This is a genomic window from Mesorhizobium sp. M1423, from assembly GCF_040317575.1.
Classification (GTDB): Bacteria; Pseudomonadota; Alphaproteobacteria; order Rhizobiales; family Rhizobiaceae; genus Mesorhizobium.
In genome coordinates this window covers 78,471-104,916 of the sequence record NZ_JAMYKU010000018.1, presented here as the reverse complement: position 1 = coordinate 104,916, position 26,446 = coordinate 78,471, and the positions used below count along the sequence as shown (strand labels likewise).

The 26,446-nt window shown below is 63.4% G+C and carries 26 protein-coding genes; 13 read left to right on the top strand and 13 right to left on the bottom strand.

All coding sequences use genetic code 11. The features are described 5' to 3' along the window. The first annotated feature begins 106 nt into the window (after window positions 1-106). The 7 genes from NKG95_RS22030 to olsB all read left to right on the top strand — a co-directional run bounded on the left by NKG95_RS22030 (window position 107) and on the right by olsB (window position 7,559). Window positions 107-592 carry a DUF1772 domain-containing protein gene (locus NKG95_RS22030; protein ID WP_352856872.1) on the top strand — a complete coding sequence of 162 codons (486 nt, stop codon included), beginning with the start codon at window positions 107-109 and terminating at the stop codon, window positions 590-592. An 89-nt stretch (window positions 593-681) separates the two neighbouring features. Then, entirely contained in the window at window positions 682-1,743 is a 1,062-nt protein-coding gene (locus NKG95_RS22025; RefSeq protein ID WP_353042513.1) for an RsmD family RNA methyltransferase, read from the top strand. Beyond that, window positions 1,744-2,607, top strand: coding sequence for a TrmH family RNA methyltransferase (locus NKG95_RS22020; protein ID WP_353042511.1), 864 nt, complete (start codon window positions 1,744-1,746; stop codon window positions 2,605-2,607). Between the two features lie 26 nt (window positions 2,608-2,633). Further along, window positions 2,634-3,110, top strand: a complete 477-nt coding sequence (gene lspA / locus NKG95_RS22015) for a signal peptidase II (protein ID WP_023718949.1) — start codon at window positions 2,634-2,636, stop codon at window positions 3,108-3,110. A 52-nt stretch (window positions 3,111-3,162) separates the two neighbouring features. Beyond that, window positions 3,163-4,152, top strand: a complete 990-nt coding sequence (acuI, locus tag NKG95_RS22010; RefSeq protein WP_353042509.1) for an acrylyl-CoA reductase (NADPH) — start codon at window positions 3,163-3,165, stop codon at window positions 4,150-4,152. 87 nt (window positions 4,153-4,239) lie between these two features. After that, on the top strand, window positions 4,240-6,534 hold the full coding sequence (locus tag NKG95_RS22005; protein ID WP_353042507.1) for a PAS domain-containing hybrid sensor histidine kinase/response regulator: 2,295 nt from the start codon (window positions 4,240-4,242) through the stop codon (window positions 6,532-6,534). A gap of 149 nt (window positions 6,535-6,683) precedes the next feature. Continuing rightward, the gene (gene olsB, locus NKG95_RS22000) at window positions 6,684-7,559 is read left to right on the top strand and encodes a l-ornithine N(alpha)-acyltransferase (protein WP_023675251.1); all 876 of its coding nucleotides are present in this window, start codon (window positions 6,684-6,686) and stop codon (window positions 7,557-7,559) included. A 9-nt stretch (window positions 7,560-7,568) separates the two neighbouring features. Here the strand turns inward: olsB and NKG95_RS21995 are convergent, their stop codons facing one another. Next, window positions 7,569-8,201, bottom strand: coding sequence for a trimeric intracellular cation channel family protein (locus tag NKG95_RS21995; protein ID WP_023718946.1), 633 nt, complete (start codon window positions 8,199-8,201; stop codon window positions 7,569-7,571). A gap of 75 nt (window positions 8,202-8,276) precedes the next feature. Here NKG95_RS21995 and NKG95_RS21990 point away from each other — a divergent pair, with 75 nt between their 5' ends. Further along, window positions 8,277-8,927, top strand: a complete 651-nt coding sequence (locus NKG95_RS21990; RefSeq protein ID WP_352483594.1) for a TetR/AcrR family transcriptional regulator — start codon at window positions 8,277-8,279, stop codon at window positions 8,925-8,927. Between the two features lie 53 nt (window positions 8,928-8,980). Beyond that, window positions 8,981-9,760, top strand: coding sequence for a cupin domain-containing protein (locus tag NKG95_RS21985; protein ID WP_352847375.1), 780 nt, complete (start codon window positions 8,981-8,983; stop codon window positions 9,758-9,760). Between the two features lie 119 nt (window positions 9,761-9,879). Here the strand turns inward: NKG95_RS21985 and grpE are convergent, their stop codons facing one another. Continuing rightward, window positions 9,880-10,515 carry a nucleotide exchange factor GrpE gene (grpE, locus tag NKG95_RS21980; protein ID WP_023675250.1) on the bottom strand — a complete coding sequence of 212 codons (636 nt, stop codon included), beginning with the start codon at window positions 10,513-10,515 and terminating at the stop codon, window positions 9,880-9,882. A 237-nt stretch (window positions 10,516-10,752) separates the two neighbouring features. On the opposite strand from grpE, the gene NKG95_RS21975 reads away from it, so the two are divergent. Together NKG95_RS21975 and NKG95_RS21970 are read left to right on the top strand one after the other, a co-directional pair. Beyond that, a complete protein-coding gene (locus NKG95_RS21975) occupies window positions 10,753-10,956 on the top strand; it encodes a hypothetical protein (protein ID WP_023718943.1) in 204 nt (67 codons plus the stop codon). A gap of 121 nt (window positions 10,957-11,077) precedes the next feature. Further along, the gene (locus tag NKG95_RS21970; RefSeq protein ID WP_352483596.1) at window positions 11,078-12,100 is read left to right on the top strand and encodes a fatty acid desaturase; all 1,023 of its coding nucleotides are present in this window, start codon (window positions 11,078-11,080) and stop codon (window positions 12,098-12,100) included. Between the two features lie 146 nt (window positions 12,101-12,246). Here NKG95_RS21970 and NKG95_RS21965 read toward each other — a convergent pair whose 3' ends face one another. The 6 genes from NKG95_RS21965 to cysG form a co-directional block, all read right to left on the bottom strand. Beyond that, on the bottom strand, window positions 12,247-12,867 hold the full coding sequence (locus NKG95_RS21965; protein WP_352483597.1) for a DJ-1/PfpI family protein: 621 nt from the start codon (window positions 12,865-12,867) through the stop codon (window positions 12,247-12,249). Window positions 12,868-12,986: 119 nt separating this feature from the next. Beyond that, window positions 12,987-13,523 (bottom strand): DUF934 domain-containing protein, encoded by a 537-nt coding sequence (locus tag NKG95_RS21960; RefSeq protein ID WP_023718941.1) that lies wholly within the window; start codon window positions 13,521-13,523, stop codon window positions 12,987-12,989. 216 nt (window positions 13,524-13,739) lie between these two features. Further along, the gene (locus tag NKG95_RS21955; RefSeq protein ID WP_023718940.1) at window positions 13,740-14,504 is read right to left on the bottom strand and encodes a phosphoadenylyl-sulfate reductase; all 765 of its coding nucleotides are present in this window, start codon (window positions 14,502-14,504) and stop codon (window positions 13,740-13,742) included. Beyond that, complete coding sequence (locus NKG95_RS21950; protein ID WP_353042505.1) at window positions 14,479-16,149, bottom strand: nitrite/sulfite reductase; 1,671 nt, start codon at window positions 16,147-16,149, stop codon at window positions 14,479-14,481. Before NKG95_RS21950 ends, NKG95_RS21955 begins: the two co-directional genes overlap by 26 nt. A 73-nt stretch (window positions 16,150-16,222) precedes the next feature. Beyond that, window positions 16,223-16,528, bottom strand: a complete 306-nt coding sequence (locus tag NKG95_RS21945) for a DUF2849 domain-containing protein (protein ID WP_023718938.1) — start codon at window positions 16,526-16,528, stop codon at window positions 16,223-16,225. Beyond that, a complete protein-coding gene (gene cysG, locus NKG95_RS21940; protein WP_353042504.1) occupies window positions 16,525-17,976 on the bottom strand; it encodes a siroheme synthase CysG in 1,452 nt (483 codons plus the stop codon). Before cysG ends, NKG95_RS21945 begins: the two co-directional genes overlap by 4 nt. Before the next feature lie 441 nt (window positions 17,977-18,417). Here cysG and NKG95_RS21935 point away from each other — a divergent pair, with 441 nt between their 5' ends. Continuing rightward, a complete protein-coding gene (locus NKG95_RS21935; protein ID WP_023718936.1) occupies window positions 18,418-18,867 on the top strand; it encodes a baeRF12 domain-containing protein in 450 nt (149 codons plus the stop codon). A gap of 415 nt (window positions 18,868-19,282) precedes the next feature. Here NKG95_RS21935 and NKG95_RS21930 read toward each other — a convergent pair whose 3' ends face one another. After that, window positions 19,283-19,780, bottom strand: a complete 498-nt coding sequence (locus NKG95_RS21930) for a GNAT family N-acetyltransferase (RefSeq protein WP_353042502.1) — start codon at window positions 19,778-19,780, stop codon at window positions 19,283-19,285. Between the two features lie 451 nt (window positions 19,781-20,231). On the opposite strand from NKG95_RS21930, the gene NKG95_RS21925 reads away from it, so the two are divergent. Beyond that, the gene (locus NKG95_RS21925; RefSeq protein ID WP_353042501.1) at window positions 20,232-22,040 is read left to right on the top strand and encodes a cation:proton antiporter domain-containing protein; all 1,809 of its coding nucleotides are present in this window, start codon (window positions 20,232-20,234) and stop codon (window positions 22,038-22,040) included. On the opposite strand, the gene NKG95_RS21920 is transcribed toward NKG95_RS21925, so the two are convergent. From NKG95_RS21920 to NKG95_RS21905, 4 genes are all read right to left on the bottom strand, one after another. Then, a complete protein-coding gene (locus NKG95_RS21920; RefSeq protein WP_353042500.1) occupies window positions 22,021-22,839 on the bottom strand; it encodes a hypothetical protein in 819 nt (272 codons plus the stop codon). The two genes, NKG95_RS21925 and NKG95_RS21920, sit on opposite strands and share 20 nt — an antisense overlap. Further along, window positions 22,836-23,588: an SDR family NAD(P)-dependent oxidoreductase gene (locus NKG95_RS21915; protein ID WP_023718933.1), complete on the bottom strand. Its 753-nt coding sequence runs from the start codon at window positions 23,586-23,588 to the stop codon at window positions 22,836-22,838. Before NKG95_RS21915 ends, NKG95_RS21920 begins: the two co-directional genes overlap by 4 nt. A 59-nt stretch (window positions 23,589-23,647) precedes the next feature. Then, window positions 23,648-25,903 (bottom strand): transglycosylase domain-containing protein, encoded by a 2,256-nt coding sequence (locus tag NKG95_RS21910; RefSeq protein ID WP_353042498.1) that lies wholly within the window; start codon window positions 25,901-25,903, stop codon window positions 23,648-23,650. A 289-nt stretch (window positions 25,904-26,192) separates the two neighbouring features. Beyond that, window positions 26,193-26,444, bottom strand: coding sequence for a hypothetical protein (locus NKG95_RS21905; RefSeq protein WP_353042496.1), 252 nt, complete (start codon window positions 26,442-26,444; stop codon window positions 26,193-26,195). Between the last annotated feature and the right edge of the window lie 2 nt (window positions 26,445-26,446).

Below are 26,446 nucleotides of genomic sequence, written 5' to 3'. Positions count from 1 at the left end.
GATGGATGCCCAATTTGGATGGACGATAGTGCGCCTGCGCTTTCGGCGGCAAGCAGGATGATCGCCGACCGGAACGTATGCGGCCTGACGCCGTTGTCTGGCCATTATGGATATACGCGGTTTTCTGTTGTTCTGGTCGGTTTTGACCGCCACCGTTGCTGCCCTAAGCCTCGGACCATCCTTCGCCCACGTACTGGAATCGGTGCCGCGGCTGACCAGATGGCCGCCTTCGCTCTGGCGAGAAACCACGGTCTTCAATGCTCAGTTCCAGTTCTTTTTGACTGTCGGCGCACCGCTGGACGTGGCGGCCGTCGCCTGTCCGGGGCTCCTCGCATGGATGCTGCGCGGCGACCGCCCGGCATTCTGGTGGGTGTTGGCCGCCACCATGCTTTATCTGATGGCGCTTGTCGCGTGGGTTGCGCTCGTCAAACCGGCAAACGATGTCCTGGCCACCTGGGTGCCTGGACCGATCCCGGGCAATTTCGAAGCTATCCGGAGCCGCTGGGAAGCCGGCCATATGGTCGTCACCGGCTTCAAGGCCGTCGGTTTCATCGCGCTCGCAGTCGGGCTGCTGTCGATCAGGCGTGGCTGATCCGTTCGCAAACGCCTGCAGCCCTTTTGTTGCGCCGGTCAATTCGCTGTGGCAGAAGCGGCGCAGCCGCCGTCCGGAGATGCGCCTTCTTGAAACCTTTTCGCGACAAACGCCGCGACAGCCGCCCGCCCGCGAAAGGCGGGATAGAGCAGCCGCGGCGGCGCGACGCCAATCCAACCGCTGGTCCGGAGACGAAACCGCAGGACCGGTCCGAGCAGAAAGCAGCGCCGCGCCCACTTTCGCGCCGCGATGGCGCGCTGCCTGCCGAACATCTGCCGCTGATCCTCGAAGTCGGCGCCAATCAGGATTACGCGCTGCTCGACAGCGGCGCCGGAGAAAAGCTCGAACAATACGGCCCCTACCGCATCGTTCGGCCGGAGGGCCAGGCGATCTGGCAAAAGGCATTGCCGGCCAGGGACTGGGAACGCGCCGATGCCATTTTCACCGGCGATACCGACGAGGAAGGCATCGGCCGCTGGCGCTTTCCGAAGACGCCGCTCGGCGAGACCTGGCCGATGAAGCATGACGGCATCGACTATCTCGGCCGCTTCACTTCGTTTCGCCATGTCGGCGTCTTTCCCGAGCAGGCCTCGCACTGGGACCACATGGCCGGGCTGATTGCGGCGGCAAAACGGCCGGTGAAGGTACTGAACCTGTTCGGTTATACCGGCCTTGCCTCGCTGGTGGCAGCGCGTGCCGGCGCCGAGGTCACCCATGTCGATGCTTCCAAGAAGGCGATCGGCTGGGCACGCGAAAACCAGGAGATGGCGGGCCTGTCGCAAAAGCCGATCCGCTGGATCGTCGACGATGCCGTGAAATTCGCCGAGCGCGAGGAGCGCCGCGGCAGCCGCTACGACATCATCCTGTTCGACCCGCCCGCCTATGGCCGCGGACCGAAGGGCGAGGTCTGGCAGCTGTTCGAGGATTTGCCGGCGCTGACCGACATCTGCCGTGCGATCCTGACGCCGAAGCCGCTCGCTGTGGTGCTGACCGCCTATTCGATCCGCGCCTCCTTCTTCGCCATTCATGCCTTGATGCGCGACACCTTCGCCGGCATGGGCGGCACGGTCGAATCCGGCGAATTGATCATCCGCGAGAAATCCGCCGGCCGGGCGCTTTCGACCTCGCTGTTCTCGCGCTGGGTGGCCTGAATGAGTGCGTACGAACGGCATGCAGGCGCGCCAGGGCAGGTGAAGGAAGTCACCAGCCTCGCCAATCCGCTGGTCAAGGACATCAAGGCGCTCGCGCAGAAGAAATTCCGCGACCAGCAGAATGCCTTCATGGCCGAAGGCCTGAAGCTGGTCATCGACGCGCTCGATCTCGGCTGGTCGATCAGGACATTGGTTTTCGCCAAGGCCGGACGTGGCAATGCGGCGGTTGAAAAAGTCGCGGCGCGCACGGTTGCCGCCGGCGGCACCGTACTTGAAGTTTCGGAAAAGGTGCTGGTCGCCATCACCCGCCGCGACAATCCGCAAATGGTCGTCGGTGTGTTCTCGCAGAAATTGCTGCCGCTGAAGGACATTCGCGCCCATGATGGCGACGTCTGGGTGGCGCTCGACCGCGTCCGCGACCCCGGCAACCTCGGCACCGTCATCCGCACGGTCGACGCCGTCGGCGCCAAAGGCGTCATCCTTGTCGGCGAGACCACCGACCCCTTTTCGGTCGAGACGGTACGCGCCACCATGGGCTCGATCTTCGCCGTGCCGGTCGCCAGGGCGACCCCCGAGGTTTTTCTCGCCTGGCGAAAGAGCTTTCCCGGCCTCGTCGCCGGCACCCATCTTAAGGGTGCGGTCGATTACCGCTCGGTCGATTTTTCAAAAGGCCCGGTGCTTTTAATGATGGGCAACGAGCAGCAAGGCCTGCCTGACGAGCTTGCCGCAAGCTGCGACCGGCTGCTGCGGATCCCGCAGGCCGGCCGCGCCGATTCGCTCAACCTGGCGGTGGCCACCGGCGTCATGCTGTTCGAAATCCGGCGCGGCGCGCTGAAGCTCGGCCCGGAGGACGCCAGGCCATGACATCCCAAACCGTGAAACTGCAAACCATGAAGTCCTGGAGCCCCTACGCTTTTCTGGTTGTCGCCGCGATAGCGCTCGACCAGTGGCTGAAATATCTGGTCGAGACCGGCCTTGCCTTCCAGGAAAGGCTCGATCTCCTGCCGTTCCTGGCGCTGTACCGCACCTACAACACCGGCATCGCGTTTTCGCTGTTTTCGTCCTTCGGCGACACCGGCCTGGTGGTCGTCGCGGTTCTGGTGGTCGCTTTCGTTCTCTACCTTGCGGCCCGCACGCCGCCCGGCCACCTGCTTGCCCGCGTCGGCTTCGCGCTGATCGTCGGCGGCGCGCTCGGCAATCTGATCGACCGCGCTGCCTATGGCCATGTCATCGACTATATTCTGTTTCACACGCCGGTCTGGTCCTTCGCGATCTTCAACCTCGCCGATGCCTTCATTTCGGTCGGTGCCGTGCTGGTCGTCTTCGATGAACTCATTGGCTGGTGGCGCGGAACATCGAGCGATTGACCTCACTCGCCCGGCACCGCACATTTCTTATTTGCAAGCCCGAGGAGAAAAAATGCCCGAAACCTTCAAAGCCATCCTCGTTTCGCGCGACGCCGAGAAAAACCAGTCGGTCGCGGTGACCGAGCTCACCGAGGCAGACCTGATGGAAGGCGACGTCACCGTCGCGGTGGAGGCGACGACGGTGAACTACAAGGACGGCCTTGCAATCACCGGCAAGGCGCCGGTGATCCGCCGCTGGCCGCTGGTGCCGGGCGTCGATTTCGCCGGCACCGTCATCTCGTCTTCCAATCCCGACTGGCGCGAGGGTGACAAGGTCATATTGAACGGCTGGGGCGTCGGCGAGACGCATTTCGGCGCCTTTGCCGGACGCGCCCGCGTCAACGGCGACTGGCTTGTACCAATGCCGGACGGCATGAGCCCGCATGATGCGATGGCGGTCGGCACCGCCGGCTACACCGCCATGCTTTGCGTCATCGCGCTGGAGCGCCACGGCATCGTGCCCGACCGCGGCCCTGTGGTGGTGACGGGCGCTGCCGGCGGCGTCGGGTCGGTCGCGGTCTCGATCCTGTCCAGCCTCGGCTATCACGTCATCGCCTCGACCGGCCGCAGTGCCGAAAGCGCCTATCTGACCGACCTCGGTGCCGCGGAAGTGATTTCACGCGACGAGCTTGCGCAGCCTGCAAAACCGCTAGCCAAGGAACGCTGGGCCGGCGGCATCGACGCTGTCGGCAGCCACACGCTGGCCAACGTCCTGTCGATGACCTCCTATGGCGGCGCCGTTGCGGCTTGCGGCCTCGCCGGCGGCATGGACCTGCCGGCAAGCGTCGCCCCGTTCATCCTGCGCGGCGTCTCGCTGCTCGGCATCGATTCGGTGATGGCGCCCAAGGCGGTCCGCATCGAGGCCTGGCGCCGCATCGGCACCGATCTCGATCACGCAAAGCTTGCCAGCCTGTCGACGAGCATCGGCTTCGACGGCATCATCGGCGCCGCGCATGACATCGTCGAGGGCAAGATCCGCGGCCGCGTGGTGGTGGACATGTGAGGCCCCAAAGGGACAAAAGAGCGCGACCGCTAAAATTCGAACGATCAACCACAACCTTCAATAAGCTCTGTCTGGCAGGAATTCCGTATGATTGCGGAACCCGGCATCAGAGAGGCGGAGCCAGCCGAACGGGCCGGCGGGACGGTCCCCGTCCCCGGGGCGCCAGGGCGGCAGCTTGTCGCCGCGCCGCCGCTGGCGCCGGAATTGCCGGACGCCAACCGCCACGGCCTGCCCTTCCTGACTCTCGTCGCCATCGTCGTGCTGGCAGGCCTGTCGCATCTGACCGGAGCGCCGATCTTCATCACCATTGGCCTTTTGGCGACAGCCATCGCCGGGCTCGCCATGCATCTGCGCAACAGGCGCACCCAGCGTCGCGCGGTGGCCCTGCTCGACGCCACGACCGCCCGCAATCGCGCCGAGATCGAGACGCTGGCCGACCGCATGTGGGAGATGCAGGAGAGCGAGGAGCGCTTTCGCGGTCTGATCGATGCACTCGGCGATCTCGTCGTCCACCGCGACCGCGACGGCCATATCGTCTACGCCAACAAGGTTTTCGCCGACCTTGTCGAAACCGACCAGCGCGACCTCGCCGGCAAGACCCTGGCCGAACTAGCCATCGATGTCGGCATCGTTCCCGACGCCGCCTTTTCCGACCATGAATGCCTGAGTTCCACTGATGTCGCCATTCGCACGCCGGACGGCCCACGCTGGTTCTCTTGGATCGAGCTGTCGGTGCGCGACAAGGACAGCGGCGCCGTTTCGCATCGCGCCATCGCCCGTGACATCACCGCCCGCAAACGCGCCGAATCCTCGCTGATCACCGCCCGCGAACGGGCCGAATATGCGAGCCAGGCCAAATCGCGCTTCCTCGCCACCGTCAGCCACGAGATCCGCACGCCGATGAACGGCATCATGGGCATGGCCCGGCTTCTCGCCGACACCAGCCTTTCGCCCGAGCAGCGGACCTATGTCGGCGCCATCTCGACCTCGGCCAGCGCGCTGCTGGCGCTGATCGAGGACCTGCTCGACTATTCCAAGATCGAGGCCGGCCGCTTCGATCCCGAACCGCAACCGATGTCGGTGCGCGAGATCGCCGACAATGTCATCGAGCTTTTGGCGGCGCGGGCTTTTGCCAAGGATATCGGCCTCGGCTGCCATGTCGAACCCGACGTGCCGCAGCTGATCACCGCCGACCCCGGCAGGGTCAGGCAGGTGCTGCTCAACCTTATCGGCAACGCCGTCAAGTTCACCGACAGCGGCGGCGTCCTGGCAAGCATCGGCCGCGTCCGTACCGAAACCACCAACCGCATCCGCTTCACCATCACCGACACCGGCCCCGGTCTGCGCGAGGAGGACATGGAGCGCATCTTCGAGGACTTCGAACAGGCTGACGGCACCTCGACCCGTGCGCATGGCGGCGCCGGTCTCGGTCTTGCCATCTCCAAGCGCCTGGTGACCGCCATGGGCGGCACTATCTCGGTCTCGAGCCGACTTGGCCAGGGGTCGGAATTCGTCTTCGAGATTCCCGCTATCTCCGCCGTCGAGGCGCTGCAGATCCGCCAGAACGCGCTGTCGGGCCGGCATGCCGTGATCGTGTCGAAGAACCTGGTCGAGGCCGAAGCCATCGCCCGCACCATTCGCGCCAATGGCGGAACGGTCGATCTGGCCGCCGCCGCCGCCCAGGCCGCCCCTTTCGCCGAGGGCTGCAACGTGCTTCTGGTCGATGCTGCCATGGAGCAAAGCGACGGCAGGCTGCTCAGGCGCCTGCGCCAGAGCGGATTTGTCGATTGCGAGGCAGTGACGCTGATCGCGCCGACCGACCGCGGCATGCTTGGCGAGTTCCGTGCCAACGGTTACGCCACCTTCCTGGCGAGGCCGGTGCGCGGCGAGACATTGCTGCGCGTGCTTTTGACCAGCCACGCGCCGGTCATAGCCGAGCCGCAACCGCAAAAGCGCGGCGCGCAGGCTGTGCACGCCATTGGCGGCCGCCAGCAGGGCCTGTCGGTGCTGATCGCCGAGGACAACGACATCAACGCCATGCTGGCCCGCGCCACGCTGCTGAAGGCGGGGCATCGGGTGAAAGTGGTCGGCAACGGCAAGGCCGCGGTCGAGGCGGTCATCAGCACCGGCCATAAGCACCGCTACGACGTGGTGCTGATGGACTTGCATATGCCTGTCATGGACGGTCTGGACGCCATCGCCGCGATCCGCCGCCATGAGGAGGAGACCGCGGTGCCGCCGGTGCCGATCATGGTGCTGTCGGCCGACAGCCAGGAAAAGACCCGCCACGCCGTGCTCGCTCACGGTGCCAGCGGCTTCGTCACCAAGCCGCTCGACCCTGATGCCCTGGTTCATGCGGTTGAAGGGCAAGTGGCCGCCTGAGGCACAACATAGACGGTCGATAGATTACCCAGCCGACGAAGTATTGCCCGCAGAGCCGTATCACGGTACTGTCACAATCCTGTTGCACCTACACCGTATCCCCGTGCCAAGAGGGATGGCTCGAAGGAGAATCACTCGTGCATACAGTCATGCCGGAATGTGATGCTCGGCCGAACGCCAGCGGGCCTTTGCTCGTCGGCCGGAATGCCGATGCCGTCATAAAAGGCGCATCGCTCGGCCGCATCGGCAATCTCGAAGTGCGGCTCGCCCGCAACGAGGCCGAGATCGCTGCCGCGCAGGAAGTGCGCTACCGGGTGTTCTACGACGAGCTTGGTGCCAGGAAGGACCTGTTCCAGATGCAGGACCGCCGCGATGCCGACCGCTTCGATCCCCTCTGCGACCATCTGCTGGTCTTCGATACTTCGCTTTCCGGTCCGGAGCATCGCCGCATCGTCGGCACCTACCGCCTGCTGCGGCAGGAGATTGCCGCGGCGGCGGGCGGCTTCTATTCCGAAGGCGAATTCGAGTTGACCAAGCTGATCGCGCGACATCCCGGCCAGCGCTTCCTCGAGCTCGGCCGCTCCTGCGTTCTGCCGGAATACCGCTCCAAGCGCACCATCGAGGCGCTGTGGCAAGGCATCTGGGCCTATATCAATCATTACGGCATTGGCGTGATGACCGGCTGCGCGTCGTTCCACGGCACCGTGCCGGCGGCACATGCAGAGGCGCTGACCTATCTTGCCCACCACTGCCGGACGAATTCATCGTGGGACGTGCGTGCCGTCGCCGGGCGCTATTGTTCGATGGATCTGATGCCGATCGAAGCCGTTAACACCAAGGCGGCGATCGCCGCGATGCCGCCGCTGGTCAAGGGCTATCTGCGCGTCGGCGCGCGCATCGGCGACGGTTGCGTCATCGACCGTGAATTCTCGACGGTCGACGTGTTCGTGGTGATGCCGGTCAAGGAGATCGGTGCCCGCTACGTCAATTATTATGGCGGGGAAGCGCAGCGGTTTGCAGCCTGACACCTTAAATCAGGGAATATCTTCCGGACGCCGGCCAGGCTTGCTTTTGTAGGACGGAAAGGCCCAGCCGAATTTCAGCGCGCCGCCGCGTACGCAGAAAGCCGCCATGAAACCTGCCAGGCCCGACGCAAGCGGCGGCAGTCCGGCGAAATCGCCAAGTGTGTAGAGGCCGGCGCCGGCAAGCGCTGCGGTAACGTAGATTTCCGGTCTCAGGAGCACCGAAGGCTCGCCTGTCAACAGATCGCGCAGAATGCCGCCAAGGGTTGCGGTGAGCATGCCGGTGACGATCGAAACTGCAGGTGACCCGGTGATCGTCAGCCCCTTGGCCGCGCCAATCACCGAAAATGCGGCAAGACCTATGGCGTCGAGCCAGAGCAGCAATTTGTAGCGCGACTCGAAACGATGTGCGCTGAAGAAGACGACGACCGCCACCGCCGCACAGATTAGCACATAGTCGCGGTTTCCCACCCAGAACACGGGCACGTTGAGGATGACGTCGCGAAACGTTCCGCCCCCGATGCCGGCAACGCTAGCCAGAAACAGGTAACCGATAATGTCGAGCTGTTTGCGCGAGGCGGCCAGCGCACCGGTCGCCGCGAAGACGGCGACGCCGGCGTAGTCGAGAAGCTCGATCGGGTTCATGGAGGGAATAATGAAATACCGAGTGGGGAATAGCGAGTGGCTCCTGCGAATCTGGATTGACTCCAGATAAATTAAATGATTGAATTGTTCATTCAATTATTTGGGTGGACGTCTATGTCCCCTCGCCGCTACAGCATGGCTTCCCGGACTGCCGCCTTCGCCAAGACGAGGCAGCGCATTCTCGACGCGACAATCAAGCTGCACACCCAGAACGGCATCTTTGGCACGACTTGGAAGGACATCGCTACGGAAGCCGATGTCGCCGTTGGCACCGTCTACAAGCATTTTCCTACTCTGGATGACCTGGTGCCGGCGTGCGGCGAATTGCTGATGGAGCGCCTGCGTCCTCCGTCGCCCGAAGCAGTGACGGAGATAATCGGCGACGCGACCGATCCTGAAGAACGGCTACGCCGGGTCGCCAACGAGCTGTTCGCCTTCTACCAACGTGGCGGACGGCATCTCGAAAGCGACCTGCGCGAGCGCGAGCTTCCGGCCATGCGGGAATGGGAGGAATACCTGCGACACATGGTGGCCGGATTCGTGCGTGAGGCACTGGCGCACGACGGTCCGGGCGATGATGTCGTGCAGGCAATCAGCTTTCTATTCGACTTTCCGACGTTCAACGCCATGCGGATACGCGGCATGACGGTGGACCTCGCCGTCGAAACGGCAACGACAATGGCGCTCTGCTGGCTCAAAGGCAGAGGCCGGACGAGCACGTCTTGAGCGAACAGAATGCGGGAGGCGAAACACAGGTCAGATGGCAAAGGGAGGAAGTCATGGACACGAATGTCGTTGAAATCACTGAATTTGCATTGAAGCCCGGATTCACCGAGCAGATGTTCCTGCAGACTAGGGATGAAGTGAATGACGAGGTGCGAAAGCTCAAGGGTTTCCTCAACCGTCGCCTGCTCAAATCCGCAGGCGGCTGGACGGAGATATTCGAATGGGCGGACATGGACAGCGCCAAGGCGGCTGGCGAGGTCTGGTCCTCCCTGCCCGGCATCAAAAACTATTGCTCGATGGTGAATTCCGCCTCGATCAAGGTCGGCTACCATTCTGTGGCGGCCGTGGCTGGCGGCGAAGCTGGCAGGAGCACTCCCCACGCCTTTTGCAGTCACGCCTTGGAAGGAGAGGCGCGCTGGTGGCTTGGCTCGCTAGCGGTGATCAAGGCGACAGCGGTCCAGACGGCGGGCCAGTTCACGCTGATCGAAGTGCTCGAGAGCGAAGGTGAGGCGCCGCTGCATGTGCACCATCGCGAGGACGAGTCATTCCTGGTGATGGAAGGCGAGATCGAGTTCGAGATCGGCGGTAAGGCGATTATGGCTGGACCCGGTTCGTTTCTCTTTGGGCCACGCGATGTGCCGCACCGCTATACGGTCAAGCGTGGGCCGGCCCGGATGCTGTTCTTCTTCACGCCTGGCGGTTTCGAGGAACTTCTGAGGGCGACCAGTGTGCCCACCGCCGACAGGCGCATTCCTCCGGACGGCGAAGGAATGCCGGACATGGAGACATTCCCCGACGTGGTCCGCCGCTATGGCTGTGAACTGCTGAGCTGAGGGCAGGAAAGCCTGCACGGCGAACTGTTTGATCGCCCTGAAATCGGATAGGTTGGGGGCGGTCGATCATCCCTCACGCTTTGGTGGCGGTTGCTGGCTAACGGAGCCCTACTCCCAGTTCACGCATCCTTCTCAGCCTGCTCGTTCACCGGCCCCGGCTCCACCGGCGCTTCGCTTGCCACATGCTTGGGGCCGCCCTTGGCGACGCCGACCATGGCCGGCCGCAGCACGCGCTCGCCGATCGAATAGCCGGGCTGCACGACCTGGACGACCGTGTTGGCCGGCACGTCGGGATTGGGCACCTCGAACATCGCCTGGTGGAAATTCGGATCGAATTTCTCCCCCTCGGGCTCGAGCTTCTTCACGCCGTGGCGCTCCAGCGCCGACAGCATGGCGCGCTCGGTGATCTCGACGCCGTCGATCAGCGCCTTGAAGCCGGCATCACCCGACGCCTTGGCCTCCTCCGGGATGGCATCCAGCGCACGGCGCAGATTGTCTGATACCGACAGCATGTCGCGGGCAAAATTGGCGACCGCATAGGCGCGCGCATCGTGGACGTCTCGGGCGGTGCGGCGGCGCAAATTCTCCATGTCGGCCGCCACGCGCAGCGCGCGATCCTTCAGCTCTTCGTTTTCCTTCAGAAGCCGCACAAGCGCTTCATAGTCGCCGTCGACGCCGCCTTCCCTTGGCTCCGCGGCAGCCTCGGTCTTCTCGGCTTCATCGGGCGCGCGTTCGTCTTTTGCCTGGTCGCTCATCGCCGTTTCCCGTCATTTTCAAATGGTGTGGATTTGCGCCCGATATCGAGGTTTAGCGGCCAAAAATCAAGGGGCAAGCGATACTGCAGCCGCTGTTGCGGCTTGATGGCGGACGGCGCAAACCTTTCGATTTTAATTCAAACTTTACCGTAACCGCCGGCTTTGCTTGCCAGGCTACTACAATGCGGGAACCATTCCTCCCTTGGAAGAGTTTCGAAGCCGACACAGGATTTTGAGATGATGCCCCGCAGGAACGGCGAAAAACGCAACGGGCTCGCCGCCGATATCCGGCGCCAGCTCGGCACCGAAGCGACCAAGCGCTTTCTGCGCACCTTGCCGGCCTTCCGCACCGAGTCCGATATTCCCGACCGTCTGAAGGAATTGCTCGACCGCCTGGACGGCGTGGAAGCCAAGGTGGTCGCAGGCGGGCGCCGTCGGTAGCGCGCCGTTGCCAGGGACGCGACCGGCAATTGTGGCCGGTTGCCATCGCGCGACATTTACGCGCAGTAACTTTGCGTGATCTCCGTCTTGCGGCAGCGCCCTGCTCCGCCTATGTTTCATGATGAACATGATTTCCCCCGAAGCTGTGGCAAACAGCAAGCGCGCCTGGTTGAAAATCCTGTCGCGCTATAAAAAGCCCGACAGACGTCGCAGCGCTGTCGAACTCGCCATCACCCTCATCCCTTTCGCCACGTTATGGGCGCTGTCCTCGGCCGCCTATGCCTATGGCCATTGGTGGGGTCTGGTCCTCATCCTTCCGGCCGCCGGCTTTCTGGTGCGAATCTTCATGATCCAGCACGATTGCGGTCACGGCTCCTTCTTTGCCAATCGCTATGCCGACGACTGGATCGGCCGCGTCCTTGGCGTGCTGACGCTGACGCCCTACGATTGCTGGCGCCGCGCCCACGCAACCCATCACGCCAGCGCCGGCAATCTCGACGAGCGCGGCACCGGCGACATCAAGACACTGACCGTCGCCGAATACCGGCAACTGTCGTGGCGGCGCCGGCTCGCCTATCGCCTCTATCGCCATCCGCTGGTGATGTTTGGCCTTGGTCCGATATGGATTTTCATTTTCGAGCAGAGACTGCCCTTGGGCATGATGCGGGGCGGCCTCACCCCTTGGGTGTCGTCGATGTCCACCAATCTCGCCATCGCCGTCATCGCCGCTCTGCTCATCTGGTTCGTCGGCCCCGGCGCGTTCCTGGTCGTGCATCTGCCGATCGTCATTCTCGCCGGATCGGCCGGCATCTGGCTGTTCTACGTCCAGCATCAGTTCGAGGAAACGGAGTGGACAAAGGACTCCGAGTGGGAATTCCAGCACGCTGCCCTGCACGGCTCGTCCTATTACGACCTGCCGCCGGTGCTGAACTGGATCACGGGCAATATCGGCGTCCACCATGTGCACCACCTCTCGGCCAAAGTGCCGTGCTACCGGCTTCCGGAAGTGCTGAGGGACTATCCGGAGTTGCGTGAGATCGGCCGCGTCACGCTTCTCGACAGCCTGCGCTGCGTCAAGCTGGCGCTATGGGACGAGAGCCGCAGCAAGCTGGTCTCGTTCCGCGAAGCGCGGATGGCCGTGTAGACGCACCGCCGCACCTAAAGCGCGTCGCGCTCGACCGGCCTCATGCGACGCGCTTTAAGTTCTTGTTTATGCATGCCGTTATCGCAAAACCGCTGCACATTTTTGCGCGACATGCATTAGGGGCGCGGCGGCTCCAAATTCCGAGCTTAAGCCGCCTGGCGTTGGTCGCGCATCAGGATCTCTCCCTGGCGGATCTCGGTGCCCAGCACTTTCAGACATTCGCGCATGAAGGCGGCAAGGCCCGGCCAGCCCTTGGCCGACACCAGATTGCCGTCGACATGGGCACCGGTCGGCGCAACATCGATATAGATGCCCCCGGCCAGCGTGACTTCCGGCTCGCAATATTGCAGCGCCGCGACTTCCCTGCCGCGCACCACGCCGTCGACCGCGATCAGGATCTGCACGCCGTGGCAGATGGTGAAGATCGGCTTGCCGGCCTCATGGAAATGCCGCACCAGCGCCTGCACGCGCTTGTCGATGCGGATATATTCCGGCCCGCGCCCGCCCGCCGCGTAGACGGCGTCGTATTCGGCCGGGTTGACCTCGGAAAACGTCTTGTTGAGGATGTAGTCGTGGCCGAGCTTTTCCGTATAGGTCTGGTGGCCTTCGAAGTCGTGCAACGAGGTCTTCAGGATGTCGCCGGCCTTCTTGTCGGGGCAAACGACATGGACCGTATGGCCCACCGCATGCATGGCCTGTTCAAAGACGAAAATCTCGTATTCCTCGCTGAACTCGCCAACGAGCATCAATATCTTCTTGCCAGCCATACCCGGTTCCTCCCTTGTGGCCACATTTATTCGGATCGCGAAATAATGGACCTATCCTAAGACGGGGACGGGCAAAATAAAAGATCGAATCGGCAATGTGGTCCGACCAGATCGTGCTTCTAGCTGGCGCGCACCCGCCGCCAGGAATATTTCGGGCCTTTGGCCTCCGGCTTCACCGCCGGCTGGTAGAACAGCGGCAGTCCGCCGGTGCGGCCTTGCTCGAGCCGCTTCAGCAGCACCGGGTGCGAGATCTCGAATTCGTCGAAGCCGAGGCGCAGCATGTGCGGCAGCTGGTCGATAAGCACCTGCCCGGTGGCGCGCATGGCGCCGGTGAAATGGTAACGGCTGCGCAGCAATTCGCCCTTGGAGAACGAGCGGCCGTCATTGAACGCCGGGAAGGCCAGCGCCACCAGCGACAGCTGGTCGAGCAGGCCGGCGATCTTCTCGAGCTGATCGCCGGGCTGCAGCAGCACGCCGATGCGTTCCTTCGCCGACCGCCGCACCTCCCGATCGAGGCCGAGAAACGCCTGCAGCGGCAGGATGAAGCGGCCATTGCCGACCAGCGCCTCGGCGCTTTCGGCATGAACCCACTCGTCCTCGCAAAAACCATTCGGCGTCCACAGCCGGGTGGCGTTTTCCGCTATCAATTCGCTCATCAAGAAATTCCCAAGTCCACAAGGTTCTAAAGTGCAAAACACCTCAGGGGTGTGTTGAGATTCAGGTCAGGCCGAGCCGGAGCCGAAGGCGGGCGCGAAGCGACCAAACTGCGTGGCTTCCGAGAACCGGAGCGGAGCGTACTTTTGGGTACGTGAGCGCCGGAAGCGCAGGAAGCCGCCGTTTGCAGGCCGGCATCACCTGAATATCAATATACCCTAAAGTGAGGCATCGGTCAGCGACTTCTCCAGCCCCGACAAATGGATGCCGCATTCGGTCTTGGCGTGCCCGGCCCAGCGGCCACTGCGCGCGTCGTCGCCCGGCTGCACCGGCTGCGTGCAAGGGAAACAGCCGATCGACAGATAGCCATAGGCGACGAGCGGGTTTTCACGCAGCGCATGTGCGCGCATGTAGCTGGCCTGGTCTGATGTCGTCCAGTGCGCCAGCGGATTGATGCGGATGCGCGAGCCGACCGCCTCGAACACCGGAAGCGCTGCCCGGGTCGCGGCCTGGAAGCGCTTGCGTCCGGTGAACCAGGCGCGGAACGGCTCGACGCCGCGCGCCAGCGGCTCGACCTTGCGCACGTCGCAGCAGGCGTCGGTATCAGTCTCGTTCAGATTGCCGGTCGGGTCGATCCTTGCCAGCGCCGCATCGTCGGGCCTGATCACCCGGATATCGGTCAGCCCGAAATCGGCGACCAGCGCGTCACGATAGCCGAGCGTTTCCTCGAAATGCTTGCCGGTGTCGAGAAAGATCACCGGCAGCGTGCGGTCGATCTCCGCGATCATGTGCAGCAGCACCGCCGAATCCGCGCCGAAGGACGAGACGGCGGCGATTTCGCCGTGAAAGAATTCCCGGGCCGACCGCTCGATAATCTCCAGCGGCTTTAGATGGCCATAGAGCGCGTCGAGACCCGCCGCTTCGGCGGCGATGCCGGCCTCGACGTCGATGATCCGGTCAAGCGGCCTTGGTTTCGCCAGCATAGAGCGCCTCCTTGAACGGCGCGGGACCGACACGGCGGTAGGCGTCGATAAATCTTTCGTTTCTGTCCAGCCGAAGCCCGAGATAGGTCTCGACGATCTGCTCGATGGCATCGGTGATCTCTTCCGAACTGAAGCCGCGGCCGATGATCTCGCCGACCGAGGTGTTCTCGTCGGCCGAGCCGCCGAGCGTCACCTGGTAGAGCTCGGCGCCTTTCTTCTCGACGCCGAGGATGCCGATATGGCCGACATGGTGATGGCCGCAGGCATTGATGCACCCGGAAATCTTCAGCTTCAATTCGCCGATCTCGCGCTGGCGCTCCAGCGAGGCGAAGCGCCGCGAGATTTCCTGTGCCACGGGAATCGAACGCGCTGTCGCCAGCGCGCAATAATCGAGGCCGGGGCAGGAGATGATGTCGCTGATCAGGTTGGAATTGGCCGTCGCCAGCCCGATATCGACAAGCGCGTCATAGACCGCCTTGAGGTCGGCACGCGCGACATGCGGCAGGATCAGGTTCTGCTCGTGACTGACGCGCAGCTCGTCGAAGGAATATTTTTCGGCAATGTCTGCGACCGCTTCCATCTGGCTGTCGGAGGCGTCGCCGGGCGTCTCGCCAATGCCCTTGAGCGAGATGGTCACCGCCGCGTAGTCGGGATGGCGATGGGTGACCACATTCTGGTCCAGCCATTCGGAAAAGCTCTTCGAGTCGAGCCGGGCAAGCTTGACCGCCTCGTCGCCTTCCGGCCGATCGACAAGCGCCGGCGGCGCGAAATAGGCGTCGATGGCGCGGATGTCGGCTTCCGGCAGCTTCAGCTCGGCGTCCTTCAACTCCTGCCATTCGGCCTCGACCTGGCGGGTGATCTCCTCGACGCCGGTCTCGTGGACCAGGATCTTGATGCGCGCCTTGAACTTGTTGTCGCGCCGGCCATAGAGGTTGTAAACACGCAGGATCGCCGTGCAGTAGGACAACAGATCCGCTTCGGGCAGGAAGTCGCGGATCTTCTTGGCCACCATCGGCGTGCGGCCCTGGCCGCCGCCGACATAGACGGCGAAACCAAGCTCGCCGGCGGCGTTCTTCTTCAGATGCAGGCCGATGTCATGCGTCTGGATGGCGGCGCGGTCGCGCTCGGCGCCGGTCACCGCGATCTTGAATTTTCGCGGCAGGAACGAAAACTCCGGATGCACCGACGACCATTGCCGCAGGATTTCGGCATAGGGGCGCGGATCGGCAACCTCGTCGGCGGCGGCGCCGGCGAAGTGGTCGGCGGTGACGTTGCGAATGCAGTTGCCACTGGTCTGGATGGCGTGCATCTCGACGCTTGCCAGGTACGCCAGGATCGCCGGGATGTCCGACAACGCCGGCCAGTTGAACTGGATGTTCTGGCGGGTCGTGAAATGCCCATAACCCTTGTCGTATTTGCGTGCGATGTGGCCGAGCATACGCAGTTGCTTGCTGTTCAGCGTGCCGTAGGGCACGGCGATGCGCAGCATATAGGCATGCAGCTGTAGATAGACGCCGTTCATCAGCCGAAGCGGCCGGAACTGGTCCTCGGTGATCTCGCCGGCAAGCCGCCGTGCGACCTGGTCGCTGAACTCGGCGACGCGGGCCTTGACGAAATCGTGGTCGAACTCATCGTAACGGTACATTTTCAGGTCTTTCCGGGCGCGTCCGCCCGTTATTTTCTTCGTTCGAGCACGATCGGGATCATGCTTGTGTCATCTATGCCGCGCGTGCGGCCTGCGGACGGGCCTGCTTGCCCAGATCGTGGCGGGTGGTCGGGCCGGCGGCACGGATCTTTTCGCGCAGCCGGACCGCCTCGACAGTGCCGTTGACCACAGTCACGTCGATCAGATTGACGTCGACCACCTCGTTGTCGGCGGAGGCCTTGGCGCCGATCGCCTCCAGCCGGTCCTCGGCCGCCTTGTCATGGGCGATGTCGGCATGGTCGATGATCTCGGCCCAGCCGCCATTGGCGTACCAGACGGCTATGCCGTCGGCGAGACGGTTCGCGGTCAGCACTTTCATTGGTTCACTCCTTCCGCGGCAGCACGGGCCACGCTGTCCTGCCTGTGTGCGGCCAGCGGCTCGGACCGTTCGAAATTGGCGCCGGCGACGGCGTCGCCGATGATCGTCATCACCGGGCCGCTGAGGTCGGCGCGCGCCTCCAGCGACGGCAGGTCGGCGAGCGTGCCGTGGAAACGGCGGCGGTTGGCAAGACTGGCATTCTCGACCACGGCGACGGCCGTGTCCGGCGACAGGCCGGCTTCGATCAGCCGGCCGGCGACCTCGGCGGCGACCGAGCGCCCCATATAGACGGCGACCGTCGCGCCCGAAATGGCGAGCTTTGCCCAATCGGGCAGCGAATTTCCCTTGAGGTCGTGGCCGGTGGTGAACACCATCGACGACGACACGCCGCGCAGCGTCAGCGGCAGTTCGAAATCGGCGGCGGCGGCGAAGGCCGCGGTGACGCCCGGAACCACTTCGTAGGCGACGCCGGCATCGCGAAGTGCCGCCATCTCCTCGCCGGCCCGGCCGAACACCAGCGGGTCGCCGGACTTCAGCCGCACGACGCGCTTGCCGGCGTGGCCAAGCTCGACCAGCAGCGCATTGATCTCGGCCTGGCTCTTGGAATGGCAGCCCTTGCGCTTGCCGACCGGCAGGCGTTCGGCATCGCGGCGGCCCATGGCGACGATGGCCTCCGGCACCAGCGCGTCATGGACGATCACGTCGGCTTCCATCAGCAGGCGATGGGCGCGCAGCGTCAAAAGGTCCTCGGCGCCGGGACCGGCGCCTACAAGCGCGATATGGCCCGATGCCGGTTCGTTCGAAAGCAGCAGGCCGACGGCCGCATCATGCGCCTGCGAAAGCTCGCCGGCCTCCACGGCACGGGCCGGCGCGCCGCCAAAGAAATCGCTCCAGAAGCGGCGGCGGGCATTGCCTTTCGGCAGCAGTTTTTCGGCGGCGCCGCGAAACGACGCGGCAAGTGCCGCGAGCGGCCCGAGCGAGGGCGACAGCATGCGGTCGATGCGGCTGCGCAGCATCTGCGCAAGCACCGGGCCGGCACCTTCCGTGCCGATGGCAATGGCGACCGGCGCGCGGTTGACCAGTGCCGGCGTGAAGAAATCGCAGAGCTCCGGCCGGTCGACGGCATTGACCGGAATGCCCAGCCGGCGCGCATCCCCGGCAACGCGCCGGTCGAGCGCCTCATCGCCGCTGGCGGCAAACACCATCACCGCACCATTGAGATGTGCTGCATCATAGGCGTCGGCAATGTGGGTGGCGCCCGTCTCGGCGATGCAGGCCAGCAGATCGGCGCTTGCGGCATCGCTGACGATGCGCAGCACAGCGCTCGACTGAGCGAGCAGCCGCGCCTTGGCCAGCGCCTCCTCGCCGCTGCCGACGATGGCGACGGCTTCGCCCTCGACCCGCATGAAGACGGGAAAGGCATTTAGCTTGGGCTTGGCTTGCGGCATGACGAGCGGAATCCTGGAACCGTTTGCCAGTTCTACGCGGGGGCGCGAAAAACCAGAAGGCACCCACTCGCGCATCGCTTCGTAGCAGGCAATCTCTTTTCTGCAAGCATAACGGCCAAGAGAAAAATATTCCACATTCAGATGCGGAGCGGATTGAAGCTGCTGTTGCGGCCCCTGATCCGCTGCCTTTTTAGCGGCTGGCCGAGCTAGCCACAAAACAGATTTTTCTAATTTCTACCAATTTAGTAGATTAAAGCCGCCGGATGCCAACCGAGCCATCAAAGACAGCCTGGCGCTCTCGCCGGCTCCTGTCGGAGATACCGGGTCCGAGTACCGGAACATTCACGCCTCGGCACGCGTTTGCTCTATAGGGCCAAGCCCGGTCATGCCCCTGCGGCAAAGGCCCGGCTATGGGCTTGAAAAATCAAAAAGGAGCGCCCCATGAGCAACGTCAGACTGAAACGCGGACTGTGGATCGTGGTGGCAGATGGCGAAAAGGCGCTGTTCCTCGAGAACCGTGGAGACGTCCAATATCCCGACCTTCAGGTCGTGCACGAGATGGAGCAGGAAAATCCGGCAACCCGAGAGCAAGGCACGGACCGCCCCGGCCGCTACAGCGACGGCCCTTCCGTCCACCGCAGTGCGGTCGAGGACACCGATTGGCACCGCCTCGGCAAGGAGCGTTTTGCCGACGAGATTGCCGACCGGCTCTACAAGCTCGCGCATCGCGGCACCTTCAAGGAGATCGTGCTGATCGCACCGCCGCCAGTGCTGGGCGACATGCGCCGGAAACTGCACAAGGAGGTCACCGACAAGATAACGGCCGAAATTCCAAAGACGCTGACCAACCACAGCATACCCGATATCGAGAGCCTGCTGCAGGCGACCTGATCGGGCATCGGCGGTGCGTACATTCCTTATTGATCGTGAGGCTGAAGCAGCCCAGGGCAATCGCATCAGGTTTGTGCTGCCCCTCACCCTTACCCATTCCGGGGCGAGCCGCTTGTCTCGCCTGTCCTTCGGACCCCCGTGAAAGACGGGGAGAGGGGGGTTGCCAGCGTTGCGTCCAAGCCCCTTCTCCCTGTCACTTACGGGGAGAAGGTGCCGGTAGGCGGATGAGGGCAGCGTTCCGCCCTCCCACCCCGACGCAAGGGTGAAGAGAGAAACACAAGGCGGCACGTTCCCCCTCCAAGCCTCGCTCCGGAAGATGTCGAAATGGGCCTCCTTCGCCACGTTCCAATCGGTTCAAAGCTGACTGGGGGCCGGATCACGGCGACAAAACGTCGGTCGGGATGCGCCAGCATCGTCATTGACCGTCGAGCATCACGGCCATGCAGATGGTGTCGACATAGCGACCATCAATGCAAGCGCTACGCCTGAGGACACCTTCCGTAACGAAACCAGTTTTTTCATACAGCGTTATGGCCCGGCTATTATCGGCGTGCACCGAGAGTTCAACGCGAACGAAGTTTTCTTGCCGAGCCTTTTCTAAGGCGGCGGTGATAAGGCGACGGCCCAATCCTTGTCCACGATAATCGGGTATGATTCCCATCGCTAAACTTCCGCGATGAGCGTGAGATGGAAAGAAATGGCGGGTGATGTCGCACCATCCCACAACGCGGTCTCCTTCCGTCGCCACGATATGCGGGTTTCGCTGCTTAATCATATTCAAAACGAAATCGCGTGTCTCAGGAAGCGGGAACGCTTCAAGCATGGTCAGGTATTTTCGCTCCCGCGCGACAACGTCGAGAGCCGCATGGAAACTCTCAATGTGCTCTGCGGCTGTATTGGCGATTTCAACCATACTTCCTCCAAGGTTCTCCGCTTTCCCAAAGTCTTTGTCGAAGATTGTCTCATCCGCAAGCGCCCGGCTTCAAAAACGCCTGTGGCGCAGTAGGAGGCTGCCACGATCTGACAGGACACGGGTTGGCGAATCGTGCCTGATGCGTCGCACCCATCTTCCATCCCGAGGACCGCTTCGGTCTGCTAACGGATGAATCCCAGTTCTATCAATGCACAATTAACAGCGTCTGCCTGCGCGAACGGGATAAGCCCTTTTCCGTATCAATCGCCTGCCTGGAGCAGGCCGCGCCGGGTGGCAACGCTTGCCGGCTCTCCGTCTTTTGCTGCCTTGTCATCGATTTCATGGGGATTGCGGGTTGTCTCGCGACTGTCCCAGCCTCCATACTGCCAAGGCGGCGGCTTTCGGGCGGCGCACATCCGACATCGCAATTCCTGAAGGCGCTCCATAGACAATGCCGCATGACACGCCCCTTATCGCCACCATCGTCGCCGGTCTGGGGCTGGCTTTCGTCTTCGGCGCACTTGCCAACCGCTTCCGTGTCCCGCCGCTGGTAGGCTATCTCGTCGCCGGCGTTCTGGTTGGACCAAACACGCCGGGTTTCGTTGCCGATGCTGGCCTCGCCAATGAACTGGCCGAGATCGGCGTCATCCTGCTGATGTTCGGCGTCGGCCTGCATTTCTCGCTGAAGGACCTGTTGTCGGTCCGCGCCATTGCCGTGCCCGGCGCCATCGTGCAGATCGGCTTCGCGACAGCCCTTGGCGCCGGCCTCGCCTGGATGCTCGGCTGGTCGATGGGCGCCGGGCTGGTCTTCGGCCTGGCGCTTTCCGTGGCCTCGACCGTGGTGCTGTTGCGCGCCCTGCAGGAGCGGCGGCTGATCGAGACCGAGCGTGGCCGCATCGCCGTCGGCTGGCTGATCGTCGAGGATCTGGCGATGGTGCTGGCGCTGGTGCTTTTGCCGGCATTGGCCGGCGTGCTCGGCGGCCAAGAGCAGGTGGAGGTGCACTCCAGCGGTCTGCTGTCGCTGCCGACGAGCTACGGCGTCTGGGGCGTCGTCGGCATCACACTGGCCAAGGTCGCGGCCTTCGTCGTGGTCATGCTGGTGGTCGGCCGCCGGCTTATCCCCTGGATCCTGCACTACGTCGCCCATACCGGATCGCGCGAACTGTTCCGGTTGGCCGTGCTTGCGATTGCGCTTGGCGTCGCCTTCGGCGCGGCCAAGCTGTTCGGCGTCTCGCTGGCTCTCGGCGCTTTCTTCGCCGGCATGATCATGAGCGAATCCGAGCTCAGCCACCGGGCGGCCGAGGAATCGCTGCCGCTGCGCGACGCCTTTTCCGTGCTGTTCTTCGTTTCAGTCGGCATGCTGTTCGACCCGTTCAGCCTGATCAGCAATGGCTGGCCGATCCTGGCGACGCTAGCCATTATCGTTGTCGGCAAATCGCTGGCAGCCTTCGTCATCGTCGTCGTTTTCCGCTATCCGGTCACAACGGCATTGATGATTTCGGCAAGCCTTGCCCAGATCGGCGAATTCTCGTTCATCCTGGCCGAACTCGGTGTCGGGCTGAAACTGCTGCCCGAACAAGGCCGCGACCTCATCCTCGCCGGCGCCATCCTGTCGATCGTCCTCAATCCGCTGATGTTTCTTGCCGTCGACCGGATGAAACCCTGGCTGGAAGCACGCGCCGGCAGGACGGCGCCGCCCGGCGAAGCAAGGCCGATCGGCCCGGCGACCGAGCCCGGCCAGGTGGCTTCGGTCGCGCCGCCAGCGAAGGAGGGTGGCCCGCCGCCCAGGACGAGGCTGACCGGCCACACCATCCTGGTCGGCTACGGCCGGGTCGGCAGCCTCGTCGGCGTCTCGCTGAAGCAGGCCGCCCTGCCCTTCCTCGTCATCGAGGATGCCGACAAGACATTGGCGAAGCTCAAGACCGACGGCATCGAAAGCGTGGCCGGCAACGCGGCGAATGGCGACGTGTTCGCCGCATCCCATCCCGACGGCGCAAAGCGGCTGATCCTGGCCATCCCCAACGCCTTCGAGGCCGGGCAGGTCGTGCTGCGCGCCCGCGCAGCCAATCCGGCAATCGAAATCATCGCCCGCGCCCATTCCGATGCCGAGGTCGAGCACCTCAAGAATCTTGGCGCCGACACCGTCATCATGGGCGAACGCGAGATCGCCCGTGGGATCGTCGAAGTGGTGACGGCGAGCAGGACCGAGCCGGCTTTGGCTGCCGACACCGCTACGACGGCTACTCTTTCACAATCGTGATTCCTGCATCGATCAGAGATTTTCTGATTTTTTGAATGTCTTCGGGCGGAACATCCCACCGCCATGACACAGGCGACAGTTGCCGCAAGACACCATAGGCGTTGTCCAGAATCCAATTCTGCAACCGCTTGCGGTCGATCCGACGGTCCAAATGCCCCTGGGACAGCAAGTTGAACGGGAATACATTCCGGAGATTTACGTCGAGGTGCCGTTCATCACTTCGCGCATGAAAGGTTCGGCCGAAAACAAAGGATTGCGCCCGTAGCTGTTCTGGCGGGCCATAGAAGGTTTTGTCGACGGTCGCGAAGCGGGAAGACGTTGAGCCACGCGCAAACGCTCTTGGGCCCCAGGAATATGGCATGGACAATCCTACGCCATAGATCGGCTGAAGCTCTTGAACGAGCAGCTTGATGATTCTTTCGAAGGTTTTTTTCGCGTCTGCGTTAGCAGCTCGATCGATATGAATCTCGAAGAGCCTGAAACGATCGACAGAGCAGCCAATGTCTATAGAAAAATCCGATAGCACATTCGGACTTCTCTTCCACAAGTACCCGACCGACTGCCAATCTTTCTTGGTTATAACGTCGCGTTTCGCAAAATTTCGGTAGAGATAATCCTTGCCCGTCTTTTCGTCTGTGACCGTGGCGATGTCAGGCGCAGAGCCGAGGACCTCGACTATGCGATCCAGTATGTCGCGCGCGCCGGAAATATCTAAACTGGCGGCCCATTCGTAGATAATGAGCGATCCAACCACGTTGGTTTCGGTGAAACGCTCATATCGATCGGTCTGCTCGCTCAAACGTGCTGGCCGCCGTTGATGTGGATTTCTGAGCCGGTCACGTAAGACGCCTGCTGCGAGCACAGGAAGAAGATGATGTCGGCGACTTCCGCGGTGGTGCCGAGCCGCCTCAGCGGAATGGTCTCGACGATTTTTTCCGTGCCCGGCGACAGGATGGCGGTGTCGATCTCGCCCGGCGCAATGGCGTTGACGCGAATGCCGTGCGGGCCGAAATCATGCGCCATCTCGCGGGTCAGCGAGCCGAGTGCCGCCTTCGAGGTCGCGTAAGCGGTGCCGGCGAAAGGATGCACGCGGGTGCCGGCGATCGAGGTGACGTTGACGATCGAGCCCTTGGCCGAGGCCAGCTCCTTGAACAGTCCCCGCGCCAGCATGATCGGGGCGAAGAAATTCACCTGGAAGACGTCGCGCCAGACATGCATCGGCGTGTCGATCGAGTTCATGCGGCTGTTGCCGTCCTTGAGCTTCGGCGAGATGCCGGCATTGTTGACCAGCGCGTGCAACTGGCCGCCATGCGCCTCCAGCCGGTGGCGGATCTCGGAGATGGCGATGCCGACATCCTCCTGGTCGGCGAGATCGACCTTGATGTGGTCTTCCGGGCCGGCCGGCCACGGGCAGTCCTCGGCAAAAGCCTGGCGCGAGCAGGTGATGACGCGCCAGCCTTCACGTGAAAAGCGCTTGACCGTGGCATGGCCGATGCCGCGGCTGGCGCCGGTCAGCACGATGGTTTTTCTGGTGTCGGGTTCAGCCATGTCGCGTCTCCAAGCAGGAGATGTAGCGGAACGCGGCAGCGGTGGCGAGGGCCTGTCGTTCAGCCGCCTGTCAGAATGTCCAGGATCGAGGTCTGCCGCTTCTTGACCGGGCCGCCGACATTGCCGGGCGGCACCGGATGCTTGATCGACTCGGTGGTGCCGTCGACACCCGGCATGGCCAGGCCGCCGGCATCGACCGTCTCGGCGGGACGCACGGGACGCGAAGCCGACTGGGTGGCTGACGCAGGCGGCGCTGATTGGCCAACGGAAGCGACCGGCGCCGGCGGCGCCGTATCGGACGGTATGTCGTCCGGGACGATGGTGTCGGGCGGCGTCGACTTCCAGGTTCCAGGCAGCGGCCGCACCGGCACCCCCTCATGCGCGGCGACCATGAACTCGTGCCAGGCCTGCGCCGGCAATGCGCCGCCGGTGACCTTCTTCATCGCGCTGCCGTCATCATTGCCGAACCAGACGCCGGTGGTGAGATTGGCGGTATAGCCGATGAACCAGGCGTCGCGCGAATTCTGGCTGGTGCCGGTCTTGCCGGCGGCCGGCCAGGCGAACGCCGCCTTCCTGGCCGTGCCGATCTCGACCGTGCCGGTCATCATCGAGTTCATCATGCCGACGACATCGGGCTTGACGACGCGCGGCGCACCGCCGCCATTGTTTTCGTAGAGCACCTTGCCGTCGCTCGTCGTGACCCGGCGGATGAAATGGATGTCCGGCTTGTAACCGCCATTGGCGAAGGGAACATAGGCCGAGGTCAGTTCCAGCGGCGTCACTTCCGAGGTGCCCAGCGCAATCGAAGTGTTGGCCGTCAGCTCTGACTGGATGCCCATGCGGTGCGCCGCCTCGACTACCGCGTTCGGCCCTACTTCCATAGTCAACTGCGCGGCCACCGAGTTCAGCGATTTTGCCAGCGCCGTCGCCAGCGTCACCTTGCCGAAATATTTGCCGCCGTAATTGTCGGGCGTCCAGTTGCCGATCTTGATCGGCGCGTCATTGCGCACGCTGTCGGGCGTACGGCCGGATTCCAGCGCCGCCATATAGACGAACGGCTTGAACGCCGAGCCCGGCTGGCGGCGCGCTTCCGAGGCGCGGTCGAACTGGCTGGTCGAATAGTCATAGCCGCCGACCATGGCGCGCACCGCGCCGGAATTGTCGATCGACACCAGCGCGCCCTGGCTGACGTTGAGCTTCTTGCCGCTCTGGTCGATCAGCCTCCGGATCGATTGCTCGGCGAGCTTCTGCAGCGTCAGATCGACGGTCGTGTCGACGACGATGTCGCGGCGCACGTCGCCGATCAGGTCGGGCAGTTCTTCCATGATCGTATCGGCGACATAGTTTTCCGAGCCGGTCCAGTAGGACGGCGCGCGCGTCGCCGGCGCGCTCATCGCCGTCGTCATCTCCTTGGCGCTGATCTTGCCCTCGTCGCGCATCGCGGCGAGCACCAGCTGCGAGCGTTGCTCGGCCGCCTTCGGGTCGCGCGCCGGCGACAGCCGCGACGGCGCCTTGAGCAGCCCGGCGAGAAGTGCCGCCTCCGGCAGCGTGACATCGCGCGCGCTCTTGCCGAAATAGCGGCGCGAGGCCGCTTCGACGCCGTAGGCGCCGGAGCCGAAATAGACCCGGTTGAGGTACATTTCGAGGATCTGGTCCTTCGTGTGCTTGTGCTCCAGCCACAGCGCCAAAAGCACTTCCTGCACCTTGCGCTCCAGCGTGCGGTCCGGCGTCAGGAACAGGTTCTTGGCCAGCTGCTGGGTCAGCGTCGAACCGCCCTGCGAAAAATGCCCGCCGAGCACATTGGTCACCATGGCCCGGGACAGGCCGATCGGGTCGATGCCGAAATGCGAATAGAAGCGGCGGTCTTCGATGGCGATAACGGCCTCGGGAATATAGGGCGACATTTCGTGCAGGCCGACGGCCTCGCCGCCGCTCATGCCGCGATTGCCAAGCAGCTGGCCGTCGACCGAGACGATCTTGATGTTGGGCGCGCGGTCGGGAATGGCCCAGGTGGTGGCCGCCGGCATCTTCGCGCCGTAGTAGACGACGATGCCGGCAGTGGCGATGCCGCCCCAGATGGCCAGCACGAAGCACCAGTAGAACAGCCGGCCGAGCACGCCGAACAGGCCGCGCCGGCCTTTGCCGCGCCCGCCACGCGACGGCTTGGCCTTGGACGATTTGCGCTTTGCAGTAGAGGCTTTACGGTTGCTCGGCACGACGCGGTCCTCCTCGCTCACCGAAAAACCCGCCGAGGACCTCGCCCCCGGCGATGCCTCGAAGCTGGGCTCGATGCGGCTGTCTTTCCGGTTCGCCATGCGCTGTGCTGTCTTCCCCATGCCTATGGCGTTCGGGTTGAAGACTAGATGCGGCGATTTAAGGGCGGGTTAAGTCGGGAAAAATCGAAGTAAACTGTATTCAATCACTTGCGAAGCACGCCCGGCCCGCGACAGCGCCAAAGCCGAAACGAAAAACCCGCCTTGGCGGGCGGGTCGTTGGCGCCAATGAGCACCATAGTGGATTAGTAGCATAGCTGCCGGCACAAAGCAAGAACAAAATACGCGTTGCCTCAGAATAATCACTTCAGGTCGGCGGTTGCGACAACCCTCAGTCGTCCGCGTCCGGGTCGTCGGAGGCCGGCCGCCAGCTGATCGGGTCGATCTTCTTTTGCGTATGGCCGTCCGTATAGGCCCACCAGCCGGCGTCGCTTTCGTCCCAGTCGCCGCCGGCCGCCTTCAGCCGGTCGAGCGAACGGTATTGCGCGATGCTCTCGTTAATCACGCCGTCGCTGTCCTGCCAGTAGACGGTGACCTTGGAGCCGTCCTTCGGTGCCGTTTCGATTGGTTTTCGCGCAGCCATTT

What these genes read in the sequence shown, in the direction of transcription:
- NKG95_RS21925 (WP_353042501.1), top strand. Translation starts at nt 20,232, where the DNA reads ATGCCGCATGACACGCCCCTTATCGCCACCATCGTCGCCGGTCTGGGG.
- NKG95_RS21945 (WP_023718938.1), bottom strand. Translation starts at nt 16,528, where the DNA reads ATGAAAGTGCTGACCGCGAACCGTCTCGCCGACGGCATAGCCGTCTGG.
- cysG (WP_353042504.1), bottom strand. Translation starts at nt 17,976, where the DNA reads ATGCCGCAAGCCAAGCCCAAGCTAAATGCCTTTCCCGTCTTCATGCGG.
- NKG95_RS21930 (WP_353042502.1), bottom strand. Translation starts at nt 19,780, where the DNA reads ATGGTTGAAATCGCCAATACAGCCGCAGAGCACATTGAGAGTTTCCAT.
- NKG95_RS22020 (WP_353042511.1), top strand. Translation starts at nt 1,744, where the DNA reads ATGAGTGCGTACGAACGGCATGCAGGCGCGCCAGGGCAGGTGAAGGAA.
- NKG95_RS21960 (WP_023718941.1), bottom strand. Translation starts at nt 13,523, where the DNA reads ATGAGCGAATTGATAGCGGAAAACGCCACCCGGCTGTGGACGCCGAAT.
- NKG95_RS21995 (WP_023718946.1), bottom strand. Translation starts at nt 8,201, where the DNA reads ATGAACCCGATCGAGCTTCTCGACTACGCCGGCGTCGCCGTCTTCGCG.
- olsB (WP_023675251.1), top strand. Translation starts at nt 6,684, where the DNA reads ATGCCGGAATGTGATGCTCGGCCGAACGCCAGCGGGCCTTTGCTCGTC.
- acuI (WP_353042509.1), top strand. Translation starts at nt 3,163, where the DNA reads ATGCCCGAAACCTTCAAAGCCATCCTCGTTTCGCGCGACGCCGAGAAA.
- NKG95_RS21950 (WP_353042505.1), bottom strand. Translation starts at nt 16,149, where the DNA reads ATGTACCGTTACGATGAGTTCGACCACGATTTCGTCAAGGCCCGCGTC.
- NKG95_RS21905 (WP_353042496.1), bottom strand. Translation starts at nt 26,444, where the DNA reads ATGGCTGCGCGAAAACCAATCGAAACGGCACCGAAGGACGGCTCCAAG.
- NKG95_RS21990 (WP_352483594.1), top strand. Translation starts at nt 8,277, where the DNA reads ATGATTGAATTGTTCATTCAATTATTTGGGTGGACGTCTATGTCCCCT.
- lspA (WP_023718949.1), top strand. Translation starts at nt 2,634, where the DNA reads ATGAAGTCCTGGAGCCCCTACGCTTTTCTGGTTGTCGCCGCGATAGCG.
- NKG95_RS21955 (WP_023718940.1), bottom strand. Translation starts at nt 14,504, where the DNA reads ATGCTGGCGAAACCAAGGCCGCTTGACCGGATCATCGACGTCGAGGCC.
- NKG95_RS21910 (WP_353042498.1), bottom strand. Translation starts at nt 25,903, where the DNA reads ATGGCGAACCGGAAAGACAGCCGCATCGAGCCCAGCTTCGAGGCATCG.
- NKG95_RS22030 (WP_352856872.1), top strand. Translation starts at nt 107, where the DNA reads ATGGATATACGCGGTTTTCTGTTGTTCTGGTCGGTTTTGACCGCCACC.
- NKG95_RS21985 (WP_352847375.1), top strand. Translation starts at nt 8,981, where the DNA reads ATGGACACGAATGTCGTTGAAATCACTGAATTTGCATTGAAGCCCGGA.
- grpE (WP_023675250.1), bottom strand. Translation starts at nt 10,515, where the DNA reads ATGAGCGACCAGGCAAAAGACGAACGCGCGCCCGATGAAGCCGAGAAG.
- NKG95_RS21975 (WP_023718943.1), top strand. Translation starts at nt 10,753, where the DNA reads ATGATGCCCCGCAGGAACGGCGAAAAACGCAACGGGCTCGCCGCCGAT.
- NKG95_RS21935 (WP_023718936.1), top strand. Translation starts at nt 18,418, where the DNA reads ATGAGCAACGTCAGACTGAAACGCGGACTGTGGATCGTGGTGGCAGAT.
- NKG95_RS21970 (WP_352483596.1), top strand. Translation starts at nt 11,078, where the DNA reads ATGAACATGATTTCCCCCGAAGCTGTGGCAAACAGCAAGCGCGCCTGG.
- NKG95_RS21915 (WP_023718933.1), bottom strand. Translation starts at nt 23,588, where the DNA reads ATGGCTGAACCCGACACCAGAAAAACCATCGTGCTGACCGGCGCCAGC.
- NKG95_RS22005 (WP_353042507.1), top strand. Translation starts at nt 4,240, where the DNA reads ATGATTGCGGAACCCGGCATCAGAGAGGCGGAGCCAGCCGAACGGGCC.
- NKG95_RS21965 (WP_352483597.1), bottom strand. Translation starts at nt 12,867, where the DNA reads ATGGCTGGCAAGAAGATATTGATGCTCGTTGGCGAGTTCAGCGAGGAA.